General features: G+C 66.3%; 15 protein-coding genes. 9 read left to right on the top strand and 6 right to left on the bottom strand.

The window, feature by feature from the left end:
- The first annotated feature begins 11 nt into the window (after positions 1-11).
- The 4 genes from rpsI (at position 12) to erpA (ending at position 1,865) form a co-directional block, all read left to right on the top strand.
- Positions 12-404 (top strand): 30S ribosomal protein S9, encoded by a 393-nt coding sequence (gene rpsI, locus OR16_RS02645; protein ID WP_006156414.1) that lies wholly within the window; start codon positions 12-14, stop codon positions 402-404.
- Positions 405-731: 327 nt separating this feature from the next.
- Positions 732-938 (top strand): hypothetical protein, encoded by a 207-nt coding sequence (locus tag OR16_RS02640; RefSeq protein ID WP_006156413.1) that lies wholly within the window; start codon positions 732-734, stop codon positions 936-938.
- Positions 939-972: 34 nt separating this feature from the next.
- Positions 973-1,386, top strand: a complete 414-nt coding sequence (locus tag OR16_RS02635) for a bactofilin family protein (RefSeq protein WP_006156412.1) — start codon at positions 973-975, stop codon at positions 1,384-1,386.
- A gap of 110 nt (positions 1,387-1,496) precedes the next feature.
- Positions 1,497-1,865 carry an iron-sulfur cluster insertion protein ErpA gene (gene erpA / locus OR16_RS02630; RefSeq protein ID WP_006156411.1) on the top strand — a complete coding sequence of 123 codons (369 nt, stop codon included), beginning with the start codon at positions 1,497-1,499 and terminating at the stop codon, positions 1,863-1,865.
- A gap of 108 nt (positions 1,866-1,973) precedes the next feature.
- Here erpA and OR16_RS02625 read toward each other — a convergent pair whose 3' ends face one another.
- Complete coding sequence (locus OR16_RS02625; protein WP_006156410.1) at positions 1,974-2,771, bottom strand: phytanoyl-CoA dioxygenase family protein; 798 nt, start codon at positions 2,769-2,771, stop codon at positions 1,974-1,976.
- Positions 2,772-2,863: 92 nt separating this feature from the next.
- On the opposite strand from OR16_RS02625, the gene OR16_RS02620 reads away from it, so the two are divergent.
- Positions 2,864-3,778 carry a LysR family transcriptional regulator gene (locus OR16_RS02620; RefSeq protein ID WP_006156409.1) on the top strand — a complete coding sequence of 305 codons (915 nt, stop codon included), beginning with the start codon at positions 2,864-2,866 and terminating at the stop codon, positions 3,776-3,778.
- A 30-nt stretch (positions 3,779-3,808) separates the two neighbouring features.
- Here the strand turns inward: OR16_RS02620 and OR16_RS02615 are convergent, their stop codons facing one another.
- Both OR16_RS02615 and OR16_RS02610 read right to left on the bottom strand, forming a co-directional pair.
- Positions 3,809-4,951: an anhydro-N-acetylmuramic acid kinase gene (locus OR16_RS02615; RefSeq protein ID WP_006156408.1), complete on the bottom strand. Its 1,143-nt coding sequence runs from the start codon at positions 4,949-4,951 to the stop codon at positions 3,809-3,811.
- Positions 4,952-4,970: 19 nt separating this feature from the next.
- On the bottom strand, positions 4,971-6,350 hold the full coding sequence (locus tag OR16_RS02610; protein ID WP_006156407.1) for a M23 family metallopeptidase: 1,380 nt from the start codon (positions 6,348-6,350) through the stop codon (positions 4,971-4,973).
- Between the two features lie 227 nt (positions 6,351-6,577).
- Here OR16_RS02610 and tyrS point away from each other — a divergent pair, with 227 nt between their 5' ends.
- The 4 genes from tyrS (at position 6,578) to OR16_RS02590 (ending at position 9,773) form a co-directional block, all read left to right on the top strand.
- Positions 6,578-7,819 (top strand): tyrosine--tRNA ligase, encoded by a 1,242-nt coding sequence (gene tyrS / locus OR16_RS02605; protein WP_043418160.1) that lies wholly within the window; start codon positions 6,578-6,580, stop codon positions 7,817-7,819.
- Positions 7,820-7,838: 19 nt separating this feature from the next.
- A complete protein-coding gene (gene dtd, locus OR16_RS02600) occupies positions 7,839-8,339 on the top strand; it encodes a D-aminoacyl-tRNA deacylase (RefSeq protein WP_006156405.1) in 501 nt (166 codons plus the stop codon).
- 12 nt (positions 8,340-8,351) lie between these two features.
- Entirely contained in the window at positions 8,352-8,987 is a 636-nt protein-coding gene (locus OR16_RS02595; RefSeq protein WP_423739628.1) for a YbhB/YbcL family Raf kinase inhibitor-like protein, read from the top strand.
- Between the two features lie 111 nt (positions 8,988-9,098).
- On the top strand, positions 9,099-9,773 hold the full coding sequence (locus OR16_RS02590) for a histidine phosphatase family protein (protein ID WP_006156403.1): 675 nt from the start codon (positions 9,099-9,101) through the stop codon (positions 9,771-9,773).
- Between the two features lie 16 nt (positions 9,774-9,789).
- Here OR16_RS02590 and OR16_RS02585 read toward each other — a convergent pair whose 3' ends face one another.
- The 3 genes from OR16_RS02585 to ruvB all read right to left on the bottom strand — a co-directional run bounded on the left by OR16_RS02585 (position 9,790) and on the right by ruvB (position 12,462).
- Positions 9,790-10,515, bottom strand: a complete 726-nt coding sequence (locus OR16_RS02585; protein ID WP_006156402.1) for a queuosine precursor transporter — start codon at positions 10,513-10,515, stop codon at positions 9,790-9,792.
- Positions 10,516-10,644: 129 nt separating this feature from the next.
- Positions 10,645-11,229 carry a BPSL1445 family SYLF domain-containing lipoprotein gene (locus tag OR16_RS02580; protein ID WP_006156401.1) on the bottom strand — a complete coding sequence of 195 codons (585 nt, stop codon included), beginning with the start codon at positions 11,227-11,229 and terminating at the stop codon, positions 10,645-10,647.
- Between the two features lie 174 nt (positions 11,230-11,403).
- The gene (gene ruvB, locus OR16_RS02575) at positions 11,404-12,462 is read right to left on the bottom strand and encodes a Holliday junction branch migration DNA helicase RuvB (protein ID WP_006156400.1); all 1,059 of its coding nucleotides are present in this window, start codon (positions 12,460-12,462) and stop codon (positions 11,404-11,406) included.
- Between the last annotated feature and the right edge of the window lie 20 nt (positions 12,463-12,482).

Here is a 12,482-nt window from a genome sequence, read left to right as displayed (position 1 = left end):
GGGGGCCATCCATGATCGGAAATTGGAATTACGGTACTGGCCGCCGCAAGAGCGCAGTGGCACGGGTCTTCATCAAGTCGGGCAAGGGCGATATCATCGTCAATGGCAAGCCCATCAATGAGTATTTCGCTCGCGAAACCTCGCTGATGATCGTGCGCCAGCCGCTCGAACTGACCGCCAACGCACAGACCTTCGATATCAAGGTCAACGTGACTGGCGGCGGTGAAACGGGTCAAGCCGGCGCAGTGCGCCACGGCATCACCCGTGCACTGATCGACTACGATGCCACCCTGAAGCCGTCGCTGTCCAAGGCCGGTTTCGTCACGCGCGATGCGCGTGAAGTGGAACGTAAGAAGGTCGGTTTCCACAAGGCGCGTCGTCGGAAGCAATTCTCGAAGCGTTGATGTGTGTTCGGCAGGTCCGGTTCGCCGGATCTGGCCGCGCAAAAAAACCGCACGGTTCGCCGTGCGGTTTTTTTTTGCCGGCAGCACCCGCGAAGACGCGTGCAATGGTGCGCAATGGCAGGCATTAACCACGTTTTACAAATACTTTGCGTCTCCCCGGCTACAATCCCTGCTCCTGCCGCCCGGAGAACCCGAGCATGCTGCACTGGCCAGCTGACCCGCACCGTGCCAGCCTGCCGGCGCCACGGCGAGGTCGCTCAACTCAAGGAGGACCTGGCCTTTTTCGAGGGCCCGCTGCCCGCCAGCAGTAATACATCGGAGTTACAGTTGGTCGCATCGCTGATGCGGGACGGCAAGCCGGTCACATCGAGCCTTCCCGAAAGCGGCGCGGGGCCGCTGCCTGGCCTGCGGGTCACGCACGATCAGCGGATCGAAGGCACCTTCGCGCTGCCTGCTGGCGCCACGGTGCGAGCAGGCACGGTACGAATTTTGCAAAACGGTCAGTTGCGCGCGACCCAGACGGCTATGCCGTAGGGCTGCGCTGGGCCAGCAACGAAAAAAGGGACCTATGTTGTTTTCCAAGAAGAAGGGCCTGTCGATCGATACCCTGATCGGCCAGCACAGCGTGATCCAGGGCGACCTGACGTTTTCGGGCGGCTTGCGCCTGGACGGCCGGGTACGCGGTAACGTGACGGCGGCTGCCGACCAGGCGAGCATGCTGGTCATCAGCGAAAAAGGTGTGGTCGAGGGCGAAGTGCGGGTCGGGCACCTGATCCTCAATGGCACCGTCACCGGGCCGGTGCACGCGACCGAGCTGCTGGAGCTGCAACCGCATGCCCGCGTGCAGGGCGAGGTGCACTACGCCGCGCTGGAAATGCACCAGGGCGCGTTGGTGGAAGGCCGCCTGGTACCGCTCGGCGGCACGGAGCCTAAGGCGCTGCCCAACCTGTTACTCGCATCGGGTGCGCAGGAATCCGCCTGATACGGCGCTTGTGGCCTGGTTGCACCAACAGAACCCCTTGAATTCACGGGGTTTCGGCACGATCTTCCCGGAGCGCTTAAAATACAGGCGTATCTACATAGGAGAACCCCATGAACGCAGTCGCAGAGGCACCCGTCACCGACGAGATGCCGGCCCCGTTCGTCTTTACTGACAGCGCTGCCGACAAGGTCAAGCAGTTGATCGAGGAAGAGGGCAATGCCGAGCTGAAACTGCGCGTGTTTGTGCAGGGCGGCGGCTGTTCCGGCTTCCAGTATGGCTTCACCTTCGATGAAGAGGTGAACGAGGACGACACCACGCTGGACAAGAATGGCGTCAAGTTGCTGATCGACTCGATGAGCTACCAGTATCTGGTGGGTGCCGAGATCGATTACAAGGAAGACATCAACGGCGCACAGTTCGTGATCAAGAACCCCAACGCAAGCACCACCTGCGGTTGCGGCTCTTCGTTCTCGGTGTAAGGCTCGCAGGAGCGCCGCGGATTCCGGCGCCTTCCGGCGCCTTCACGCGGCAGTAAAAAAAGCGCACTTCGGTGCGCTTTTTTTTTGTCGTCTGCGGGTGAGCCAGGCTCACGGCGCCCGGCGCCAGACCACCGGAAACCGGTCTTCGCGCATCCGCTCGCCGCTGGCCAGCCCGATCCCGGGGAACGGCGGCGAGGTGCGCCCCGGCCGCTCCAGGTAGCGCACGTCGTCGCCCAGGAAGCGCGCCGAGAAGGCCCGGCGCCGTCCCGCGCCGGTGTTGCCCGCGGCACCATGCACGGTGCGGAAGTCGAACACCACGGCATCTCCCGGCTCCAGTTCGGGCATGAGAATCGCATGGCTGCCGTCGTCCACGTCCGGCATCTCCATGAACTGGTCGCTGCCGGCATAGAAATTCTCGTTGCTGGCCCAGCGCTTGGGCCGCACCAGCTTGGGCCAGCGGTGCGAGCCCAGCACCACGCGCAGGGTATTGGCCGTGGTGACCGGGTCCAGCGGTATCCAGTAGCTCGCGGTCTGCAGGCCATCCACGCAGTAGTAGGGCAGGTCCTGGTGCCACGGCGTGGGCTTTGCCGTGCCGGGTTCCTTGACCAGGATGTGCTCGTGGAACACCTGCACGGCCTCGGCCTGCATGATATGGCCGGCGATGGCGGCGGCCGGCGAGCGCCGGATGAAATCGGCGAACGGCGCAATGCGTTCCCAGTTGCAGTAATCCTCGAAGAAGCGCCCGCGTTCGCCGTTGCCTACGTTCTCGATGGCAAAGGGGCCGGGCTCCGCGAGATTCTGCTCGAATCCTTCGCGCAGCGGCGTCACCCAATCGGCGAAGGCGCCCCGCAATACCAGGGCACCGTCGCGCTGGTAGGTCTCGATATCGGTTGCGGTGATGTGCATGGGGGTCCCGTTGATGGCTGGTTTGGGACGAGTATCGGGGCAGGGCATCAATAGGAAAAGAATATATTTCCTATGCTGTAGTATAGGAAATCATGATTGGATTCTCTTTTCGCCAGCTCGAGTACTTCGTCGCCGCCGCCGAGCACGGTAGCATCAGCGCGGCCGCGCGCGCACGCCACGTATCCCAGCCCTCGGTGTCGCAGGCCGTGGCGCAGCTGGAGCAAACGCTGGGCGAGACCCTGTTTCGCCGCCAGGTCAGCCGCGGGCTGGAGCTGACACCGGCGGGCCAGCGCCTGCTGGGGCGCGCCCGCGACATCCTGGCGCTGGCGGCCGGCCTCGCAAGCGATGGCGCGGATCAGGCCGAGTCACGCGGCCTGAGCGGGCAACTCTCTCTCGCGTGTTTCCAGGATCTTGGCGCCTACTTTGCGCCGCGGCTGCTGGCGGGCTTCCGGCGGCTGCATCCGCATGTTGCGGTGACGTTGTTCGAGGCCGACCTCGCCACGGTGCATCGCACGCTCACTGCCGGCAAGGCGGAACTGGCGCTGACCTACGACCTCGGCTTCGACCAGCGCATCGCACGCTGGATACTCGCGCGGCTGGAGCCCTATGCACTGCTGCCGGGCGGCCATCGGCTGGCCGCCCAGCAAAGCGTAAGCCTCAAGGATCTGGCCGGCGAACGCCTGATCCTGGAAGACATCGCGCAAACACGCGAGTACTTCCTCTCGCTGTTCTGGGCGCACGGTTTGCGCCCCCAGTTGCACCAGTACACACAGACCTTCGAAATGCAGCGCGGCCTGGTGGCGCACGGCTATGGCGTGGCGCTGTCATGCACGCGCCCGGCGGGCGACCACAGCTACGACGGCCAGCCCATCGTCTGCCTGCCGCTGCGCGAGGCCGTGACGCCGCAGCGCGTGGTGCTGGCGCGTTCGCCAGCCATGCGGCCTTCGCCCGTTGCCGAGGCATTTATCCAGTGGGTCTGCGAGGCAGGTCACGCCGAGCCGGCGTGAGGGGGCGAGGCTTCGTTACCGAGGGTATCGTTACCGAGGGTAGAGCGCACCCAATACGCGCGGGCCGGCCGCGCCGGTCACGGTGGGTACATTGCCCGGCGCCCTGCGCAGCATCTGGCGCGCCAGCCAGGCAAAGGCGATGCCCTCCACCTGCGATACCGGCACGCCCAGGTCGTCCGATTTTTGCACCGTGACGCCGGGCAACGCACGCGCCAGCAGCGCCATCACCAGGCCGTTGCGGGCGCCGCCGCCGCACACGATCAGCCGCGCCGCGTCGGGCGCGTGCAGGCGGATATCGCGGGCGATGGCCTCGGCGGTCAGCGCGGCCAGCGTGGCCTGCACGTCGGCGGGGTCGAGCGCTTGCCCGAGTTGGGTGAGATGGTGTTCCAGCCAGGCAGGATGGAACAGGTCGCGGCCCGTGCTCTTGGGCGGGGCCAGGCTGAAATAAGGCTCGGCCAGGAGGCGTGCCAGCAGCGCCTGGTCGACCTTGCCGCTGGCGCCCCAGGCACCATCGGCGTCGTAGGCCAGGCCGCGATGCCGGCCGATCCAGTCATCGAGCAGCACGTTGCCCGGGCCGCAGTCGAAGCCGGTGACCGGCCGCGCCGCGCCGCCTTCGCTGGTGGCGGGCAGCACGCTGATATTGGAGATTCCGCCGATATTGCAGGCCACCCGCGTCTGGGCGGCGTCGCCGAACAGCGCCTGGTGCAGGGCCGGCACCAAGGGCGCGCCCTGGCCGCCGGCCGCCACGTCGCGGCTGCGGAAATCCGCCACCACGTCGATGCCCGTCAACTCTGCCAGCAGCGCGGGTTGCTGGCTCTGGCGGGTATAGCCGGTGCCATCGTACAAGCCGGGCCGATGGCGTACGGTCTGGCCATGCGCGCCGATTGCGGCGATGGCGTGCGGCGCCTTCCCGGCATCGCGCAGCAGGGCCGCCACGCAAGCCGCATAGACGCGCGCCAGCCCATTGGCCGCTAGCGCCTCACGGTGGATTTCATCGTCGCCGGGCTGCTGCAGCGCTGCGAACGCATCGCGCAGTTCGGCCGGGAAGGGCTGGAAGGCCGCCGCCAGCACCGCGGGACGCGGCCCCGAGAAATCGACCAGCACGCCGTCCGCGCCGTCCATGCTGGTGCCGGACATGATGCCGATGAAGCAGTCTGGGGACGAAGTTTGCATGCTGGCCGCTCGGGCTCGATCAATTGCTGGCCGAAGCCACGTTGTAGGTACGCAGCGCGTTGATGCGGCTGAGCATCTCGCTGGTATAGCTCAGGAACTGCTGGCGCGCCGGGCCCGACAGCGCGGGCGTGTCGAGCGCCGCGATGGCCAGCGGGTTCAGCGGCACATCGTTGACGCGGAACTCGTAGTGCAGGTGGGGGCCGGTGGCCCAGCCGGTCTGGCCGACGTAGCCAATGACCTCGCCCTGCGACACGTGCTGCCCGCGCTTCATCGTGGCGAAGCCGGAAAGGTGCGCGTAGTAGGTCGAATAGCCGCTATGGTGCTTGAGGATGACGATGTTGCCGTAGCCGTTCTGCTGGCCGGCAAACTCGACTTCGCCGTCGCCGGTGGCCATCACCTTGGTGCCCGTAGGTGCGGCAAAGTCCACTCCTTTGTGCTGTGCCCAATGGTGGTGCAGCGGATGGTCACGCCCCCCGAAGCCCGACGACACGCGCGAGAACTCTACCGGCGAGCGCAGGAACGGCCGCTTCATGCTGCGCCCGTCGAACGTGTAGTACGCGCCCTGCTGGCTGCCTTCCGGTGCGTACCAGAGCGCCTGGTGCAACTGGTTGTGGTTGATCAGCTCGACCGCGACCACGCGCCCGTTGCGCACGAACGCGCCGTCGCGAAAGCCGGCTTCGTAGACGATGCGGAAGCGGTCGCCGCTGGTGATGTCGTGGTGGAAGTCGATCACGCCAGAGAAGATCGAGAGCATCTGCTGGACGATCTCGTCAGGCACGTTGGCCGCGTCCATGGCCTTGAAGAAGCCGCCCGTGGCGATGGCGCCGGACAGCATTTCGTAGTGCAGCTCGTTCTTCACGGACTGCACGCGGGCCTGGTAGACGGGGTCGTCCGCGTCGCCCGCGCGCTCGATCACCAGCTCGCGGGAGGCGTTCGCGTCACCGCCGAGGTTGGCTTGCAGCGACACCAGCAGGTTGTTCTCGTCGACCTCGGCCTGCACCGTCTGGCCGGGATTGAGGTCGAACAGGCCGCGCGCGGTGGTGTTGCGGCGGATAAACGCCTGCGCGTCCGGGTCGTCCACGCCGAGCCGCTTGAGCAGGCTAGCAATGGTGTCGCCGCGCTGCATGCGCTCTTCGCGCACAAAGGTGGCGTCGGTTTCGGTAAGCTGTTCGAGTTGCGCGCGCAAATCGGGCAGGCGTATCGCCTCCCGGACACGCGGAGCCTGGGGGTCGTCGTAGGCGTTACGGGGAGCCACGCCCATGGCGGCGGCCATGCCCAGCGTGAACACCGTGCCGACCGCTGCCGTCAACTGCTTGCGCCGACGGGCGTGCAGGGCATTGGTCGGATCCACGAGAACCACCAGCTCACGCGCGAAAACTTCGCGGAGTCTGGACCACATCACGTAAAATTCACTCTTTGTTTCGGGCTGCGCTGCCGCGACGATTTGCCTCGTCTGCCTTCCTCCCCCGAGGTGCGGCGCCTGCCATATGGGTTTGCCGCCTAGAATGGCGGTTGGCCTGCGGGACTAGTTCCCGTTGGCACAAGAAGCGCGGATTATACCAAAACCGGCCGCAAGGCGTTTTTGTATCCTCGTCTGAATTCTCATGTTTTTCAAAGACTTACGTCATGACTGAAGTTTCCTCCGGCGCTGCCACCTCCTACCCCCTCACGCCTACCGTGATGCACGCCCTGGAGGTGTCCAAGCGCGGTTGCGACGAACTGCTTGTCGAATCCGAATGGCTGGCCAAGCTCGCGCGCAGCGAAGCCACCGGCGTGCCGCTGCGCATCAAGCTGGGGCTGGACCCGACCGCGCCCGATATCCATATCGGCCACACGGTGGTGCTCAACAAGATGCGTCAGTTGCAAGACCTGGGCCACCAGGTCATCTTCCTCATCGGCGACTTCACCTCCACCATCGGCGATCCTTCCGGGCGCAATGCCACCCGTCCTCCGCTCACGCGCGAGCAGATCGAGGCCAACGCCCAGACCTACTACAGCCAGGCCAGCCTGGTGCTCGATCCGGCCAAGACCGAGATCCGCTACAACAGCGAGTGGTGCGATCCGCTCGGCGCGCGCGGCATGATCCAGCTGGCCGCGAAGTACACCGTGGCGCGGATGATGGAGCGCGACGACTTCACCAAACGGTTCCGCACTGGGATTCCAATTTCGGTGCATGAGTTCCTTTACCCGCTGATGCAGGGCTACGATTCGGTCGCGCTCAAAGCTGACCTGGAACTCGGCGGCACCGATCAGAAGTTCAACCTGCTGGTGGGCCGCGAGCTGCAGAAGGAGTACGGCCAGGAGCAGCAGTGCATCCTGACCATGCCGCTGCTGGTGGGCCTGGACGGCGTGGAGAAGATGTCCAAGTCCAAGGGCAACTACATTGGCGTGACCGAAGCCCCGAGCGAGATGTTTGGCAAGCTGATGAGCATCTCCGACGACCTGATGTGGAAGTACTTCGAGCTGCTGTCGTTCCGCCCCATGAGCGAGATCGACCTGATGAAGCAGGAGATCTCGCTGGGCCGCAATCCGCGCGACTGCAAGGTCATGCTCGGCCAGGAGATCGTCACGCGCTTCCACAGCGCTGCCGACGCCGAGCGCGCGCTGGAGGACTTCAACCACCGCGCGCGCGGTGGCGTTCCCGACGAAATCCCCGAGGTGAGCCTTGCCGGCGCGCCGCTGGGCATCGGCCAGTTGCTCAAGCAGGCCAACCTGGTGCCGTCCACCTCGGAAGCCAACCGCAATATCGAGCAGGGCGGCGTCAAGATCGACGGCACCATCGTCAGCGACAAGGGGCTGAAGGTCGAGGCCGGCAGCTACGTCGTGCAAGTGGGCAAGCGCCGCTTCGCACGCGTGACGCTGGCTTGAGGCCGGGCAGGAACGGCGCATGATCGCGTTGATCCAGCGGGTCGCCCAGGCCCGCGTCACTGTCGACGGCCGCGCCACCGGCGAGATCGGCGCCGGGCTGCTGGCGCTGGTCTGCGCCGAGCGCGGCGACACCGAAGCACAGGCCGAACGCCTGCTCGCCAAGCTGCTGGCCTACCGCGTGTTCTCCGATGCGGCCGGCAAGATGAACCTGCCCGTGCGGGATATCGATGGCCGCGGCACGCGCGGCGGCCTGCTGGTGGTGTCGCAGTTCACGCTGGCCGCCGATACCAACAGCGGCACGCGGCCCAGCTTCACACCGGCCGCGGCGCCGGCGGACGGCGAGCGCCTGTACAACCATTTCGTGGCGCGCGCGCGCGCCACGCATGGCGAGGTGCAGACCGGCGAGTTCGGCGCCATGATGCAGGTCAGCCTGGTCAACGACGGTCCGGTCACCTTCTGGCTGCGCGTGCCGCCGGCCGCGCCGTCCGCCAACTCCCAGCCAGCCCAGGCTAGCCGCTGATGCGGCGACGGCCTGACCAGCCGCGCAGCGCGCGGCGCAACCCAGCAAGGAGAGAATCATGAAGCTCTGGAGCAAGGCATTCAGCGACAACGGGCCGATTCCCATCGAGTTCGCTTTCGGCGCGATCAGACGCGTTCCTTCGTGCTGATCTGCCACGATCCGGATGTGCCCAGCCGTGGCGACGACGTCAACCAGGAAGACCGCGAAGTGCCCGCCTCGCTGCCGCGCGTGGACTTCTTCCACTGGGTGCTGGTGGATATTCCGATGGGCCTGCGCTCGATCTCGGCGGGCACGCATAGCGATGGCGTGATCGCGCGCGGCAAGCCGGGTCCGGAGGCCACCGGCGGCACGGCCGCGGCCGGCGGCCTGCGCCACGGCTTGAACGACTACACCGGCTGGTTCGCCGGCGACCCGGACATGCAGGGCGACTATTACGGCTACGATGGCCCTTGCCCGCCGTGGAACGACACCCTGGTGCACCACTATGTGTTCACCGTCTACGCCCTTGACCTGGACCGCCTGCCGCTGGAGGGGACGTTCACCGGCGCCCAGGTGCGCGAGGCCATCCAGGGCCACGTGCTGGCGCAGGCCACCTGCACGGGCACCTATACCCTCAATCCGAAACTCGCCGGCCAGCCGGCGAAGTAAGCCCTGGCCGCGCGGCGCGCAAGCGCTGCCCGCCGGTGCCGCCACGACCGCGTGGCGTCGGCTAAATCGCCTAAATCGCCTAAGTCGCCTAAGTTGCGTAGAGGAAACGGCATGTCGCAATTGCCCGGGCCACATTCGCTGGTCTTCACCCACCTGATCCTGATCCGTCATGGTGAGACCGCATGGAACCGCGAGCGGCGCTTGCAAGGCCAGCTCGACATCCCGCTCAACGCCACCGGCGTGGCGCAGGCGGATGCCTTGGCCCGGGCGCTGGCGGTCGAGCCGATCGACGCGGTCTACGCCAGCGACCTGTCACGCGCGATGCAGACGGCGGCCCCGTTGGCCGAGACGCTCGGCCTCGCGGTGCAGCCCGACCCGCGCTTGCGCGAGCGCTGCTATGGCACGCTCGAAGGCATGACCTACGCGGAAGTGGCGGAGCAACTGCCCGAGGATTTCGCCAGGTGGCAAGCGCGGGTTCCCGATTACGCGCCCGATGGCGGCGAGTCCCTGCTGGTGTTTCACGAGCGCGCGGTGGAAGCCGCGCTGGCGCTGGGGCGCCGCCATCCGGGCGAGCGCATCGCCCTGGTGGCGCATGGCGGCGTGCTGGACTGCCTGTACCGCGAAGCCAACGACATGACGCTGGAGGCGCCACGCCGGCACGAGTTGCTCAATGCCAGCATCAACCGGCTGCGCTGCGACAGCGTGCGGCTTACGGTCATGCAATGGGCGGACGTAGGCCACCTGGAAGCGTTGACGCTGGACGAAGTCGACCGCAGGGTGCCCTGAGCCGCGCCGGCGCGCCCTACACCCGCAGGCGGAAGGGCGTGAAATCGGTATTGCGGTCGTAGAAATCCTCGCGCTCGGCGCGCTTGAGGAAGTTCACTACCTTGTAGGTGACCGGCGTCATCACCACTTCCCACGTGGTCTTGAGGATGTACTGGGCAATGGCGACCTGGATCACTTTCTCCAGCGGCCAGATACCATGGAAGGCGATCACGTAGAACAGCGAGGAATCGACCAGCTCGCCGGCCAGCGTGGAGCCGATGGTGCGGGTCCAGAGCCAGCGGCCGTTGGTCCACAGCTTCATCTTGGCCAGCACATAGCTGTTGGTGAAGCTGCCGCAGCAGAACGCGATCAGCGAGCCCAGCGCGATGCGCCAGGTATTGCCGAAGACGTCTTCCAGGCTCTTCTGGTAATCGCTCATGAAGGGCGCCACCGGCATCTTCAGTACCACCAGGCTCATGAAGGTGGCGAACGCCAGCGCGGCGAATCCGGCCCAGACCACGCGGCGATCCCGCCCGTAGCCGTAGACCTCGGTCAGCACGTCCCCAAAAATGTACGAGATCGGGAAGAACAGCACACCAGCGCCGAAGGTCACCGTGCCGATCACCGGCAGCGTGACCTGGGCCGCCTTGGCCGCGCCGATCAGGTTGGAGCACAGCAGGACCGTGACAAAAGCCACCATCACGAGATCGTAATAACGATAGACGCGCCCGCTGTGGACGGGCGTGGCGCTTGAGGTGGTCATCGGGGTGTTCCAGGGGGCGATTTTGGGGCGATTATGCCAGCCGCGCCGCCACCTTGCCCCGCCACACTGTAGACGAGCGCGCGCCCTGGCCGGGTCGCCCCGGGCCAGGGCTGCCTGCGCGGGCTGCGGCTAGATGTTCAGCTTGCTGATCTTGGAGCCGTCCAGCGACACATCGAACATCAGCCCGGCATTGGTCTGCACGAAGCCGATCACAGGCTGCTGGCCGGTGATCGTATCGAGTTTGCCGTTGGCACCGACCTTGGCGAGCGCCACGCCGGCATCCGCACCGACCGTCCAGCCGCTGCTGTTGACGAACTTGTTGTAGGCATCGGGCGTCATGAACATCAGTACCACTGACTTGGACTGCCCGCCGGCGGTCGCGCCGACCGAGGCCGAGGTGGTGCGGTAATAGCCCACCGAGGCGCCCTTGGCGCGCAATACGCCCTCGCCGTATTCGCCACCGATCACGAGCCCTGCGGACAGCACCCGCGGGAACACGAGGATGCCCTGGGCGCGCGAGGCCAGCTCGCGCGAGCTGTCGACCGTCGTGAACAGCCGGTTGAGCGCGCCGTCGGCGCCCGCGTCGATCTCTTTCTTCTTGGCCGCCGCGTCGGTGGGCGCATTGGTGCCGGTGGTGGTGCAGCCAGCCGCGAACGCGGTGGCCACGACCAGGCCCGAGCCCGCCAGCCGGGTGACAAAGTGGCGTCGATTCATGTGCTCTCTCCTGTCTAGGTCAGTTAGCCGGCCGTCGGGCATCTGCCTTCTGTTGTCGCCTTGCCTTGGCGGTCGGGGCTAAGTCATTGTGGACAAGGAGGAGGCGGCCAGCAATGCACGACAAAAGAATTGTCTGCGGGCCTCGAAACTACTTAATGCGGGTTTCGACGCCGCTCAGACCGGGGCCGGGTCGCTGCTCTCGCCGGGCGCTGCCAGCCCGAAGTGCCGGTAGGCGGCGGGCGTGGCCATGCGGCCCCGCGGCGTGCGCTGCAGGTAGCCCTGCTGGATCAGGAAGGGTTCGAGCACGTCCTCGATGGTGTCGCGCTCCTCGCCGATGGCAGCGGCCAGGTTATCCACGCCCACCGGGCCGCCACTGAACTTGAGCAGGATCGCTTCCAGCAGCTTGCGGTCCATCAGGTCGAAGCCGACCGCGTCCACGTCGAGCATGGCGAGCGCAGCGTCGGCAATCGCGCGAGTGATGTTACCGTCGCTTTTTACCTCCGCAAAGTCGCGCACGCGGCGCAGCAGCCGGTTGGCGATCCGTGGCGTGCCGCGCGCGCGGCGGGCGATTTCCAGCGCGCCCAGCGGGTCGATGCGGGCACCCAGCAATTGCGCGGAGCGCGTGACGATGCGCGACAGCTCCTCGGCTGTATAGAATTCCAGCCGCGCCACGATGCCAAAGCGGTCGCGCAGCGGGTTGGTCAGCATGCCGGCGCGCGTGGTGGCGCCGACCAGCGTGAAGGGCTGCAGGTCCAGCTTGACCGAGCGCGCGGCCGGGCCTTCGCCGATCATGATGTCGATCTGGTAGTCCTCCAGCGCCGGATACAGGATTTCTTCGACCACGGGCGAGAGGCGGTGGATCTCGTCGATGAACAGGACGTCGTTGGCTTCCAGGTTGGTCAGCAGCGCGGCCAGGTCGCCCGGGCGCTCCAGTACCGGGCCGGAGGTCTGGCGCAGGTTGACGCCCATCTCGCGGGCGATGATGTGCGCCAGCGTCGTCTTGCCCAGTCCCGGCGGCCCGAACAGCAGCACGTGATCGAGCGCTTCGCGCCGGTTGCGCGCGGCGTGCATGAAGATGTCGAGCTGGCCGCGCACTTTCTCCTGGCCAACGTATTCGTCGAGCAGCTTGGGGCGCAGCGCTCGCTCGAAGGCCTCCTCGTTGGGGGAGACGGCGGTGGGGGCGATGACGCGATCAGCGCCCCGCTCGGTGGCTAGCTTGTCGGTTTCGATCATGTGACTGAGGCGGGCAGAGT

Origin of the sequence: Cupriavidus basilensis OR16, assembly GCF_000243095.1 — a bacterium.
GTDB classification, from domain to species: Bacteria; Pseudomonadota; Gammaproteobacteria; order Burkholderiales; family Burkholderiaceae; genus Cupriavidus; species Cupriavidus basilensis_D.
Note: the sequence above shows the minus strand (reverse complement) of the source record. Positions and strands in the feature narration are given on the sequence as shown.

Excerpts from the sequence above, each read along its gene's own strand:
- ruvB (WP_006156400.1), bottom strand. The coding sequence starts at position 12,462 with ATGATCGAAACCGACAAGCTAGCCACCGAGCGGGGCGCTGATCGCGTC.
- OR16_RS02635 (WP_006156412.1), top strand. The coding sequence starts at position 973 with ATGTTGTTTTCCAAGAAGAAGGGCCTGTCGATCGATACCCTGATCGGC.
- dtd (WP_006156405.1), top strand. The coding sequence starts at position 7,839 with ATGATCGCGTTGATCCAGCGGGTCGCCCAGGCCCGCGTCACTGTCGAC.
- OR16_RS02580 (WP_006156401.1), bottom strand. The coding sequence starts at position 11,229 with ATGAATCGACGCCACTTTGTCACCCGGCTGGCGGGCTCGGGCCTGGTC.
- OR16_RS02620 (WP_006156409.1), top strand. The coding sequence starts at position 2,864 with ATGATTGGATTCTCTTTTCGCCAGCTCGAGTACTTCGTCGCCGCCGCC.
- OR16_RS02590 (WP_006156403.1), top strand. The coding sequence starts at position 9,099 with ATGTCGCAATTGCCCGGGCCACATTCGCTGGTCTTCACCCACCTGATC.
- OR16_RS02610 (WP_006156407.1), bottom strand. The coding sequence starts at position 6,350 with ATGTGGTCCAGACTCCGCGAAGTTTTCGCGCGTGAGCTGGTGGTTCTC.
- erpA (WP_006156411.1), top strand. The coding sequence starts at position 1,497 with ATGAACGCAGTCGCAGAGGCACCCGTCACCGACGAGATGCCGGCCCCG.
- rpsI (WP_006156414.1), top strand. The coding sequence starts at position 12 with ATGATCGGAAATTGGAATTACGGTACTGGCCGCCGCAAGAGCGCAGTG.
- OR16_RS02585 (WP_006156402.1), bottom strand. The coding sequence starts at position 10,515 with ATGACCACCTCAAGCGCCACGCCCGTCCACAGCGGGCGCGTCTATCGT.
- OR16_RS02615 (WP_006156408.1), bottom strand. The coding sequence starts at position 4,951 with ATGCAAACTTCGTCCCCAGACTGCTTCATCGGCATCATGTCCGGCACC.
- OR16_RS02625 (WP_006156410.1), bottom strand. The coding sequence starts at position 2,771 with ATGCACATCACCGCAACCGATATCGAGACCTACCAGCGCGACGGTGCC.
- tyrS (WP_043418160.1), top strand. The coding sequence starts at position 6,578 with ATGACTGAAGTTTCCTCCGGCGCTGCCACCTCCTACCCCCTCACGCCT.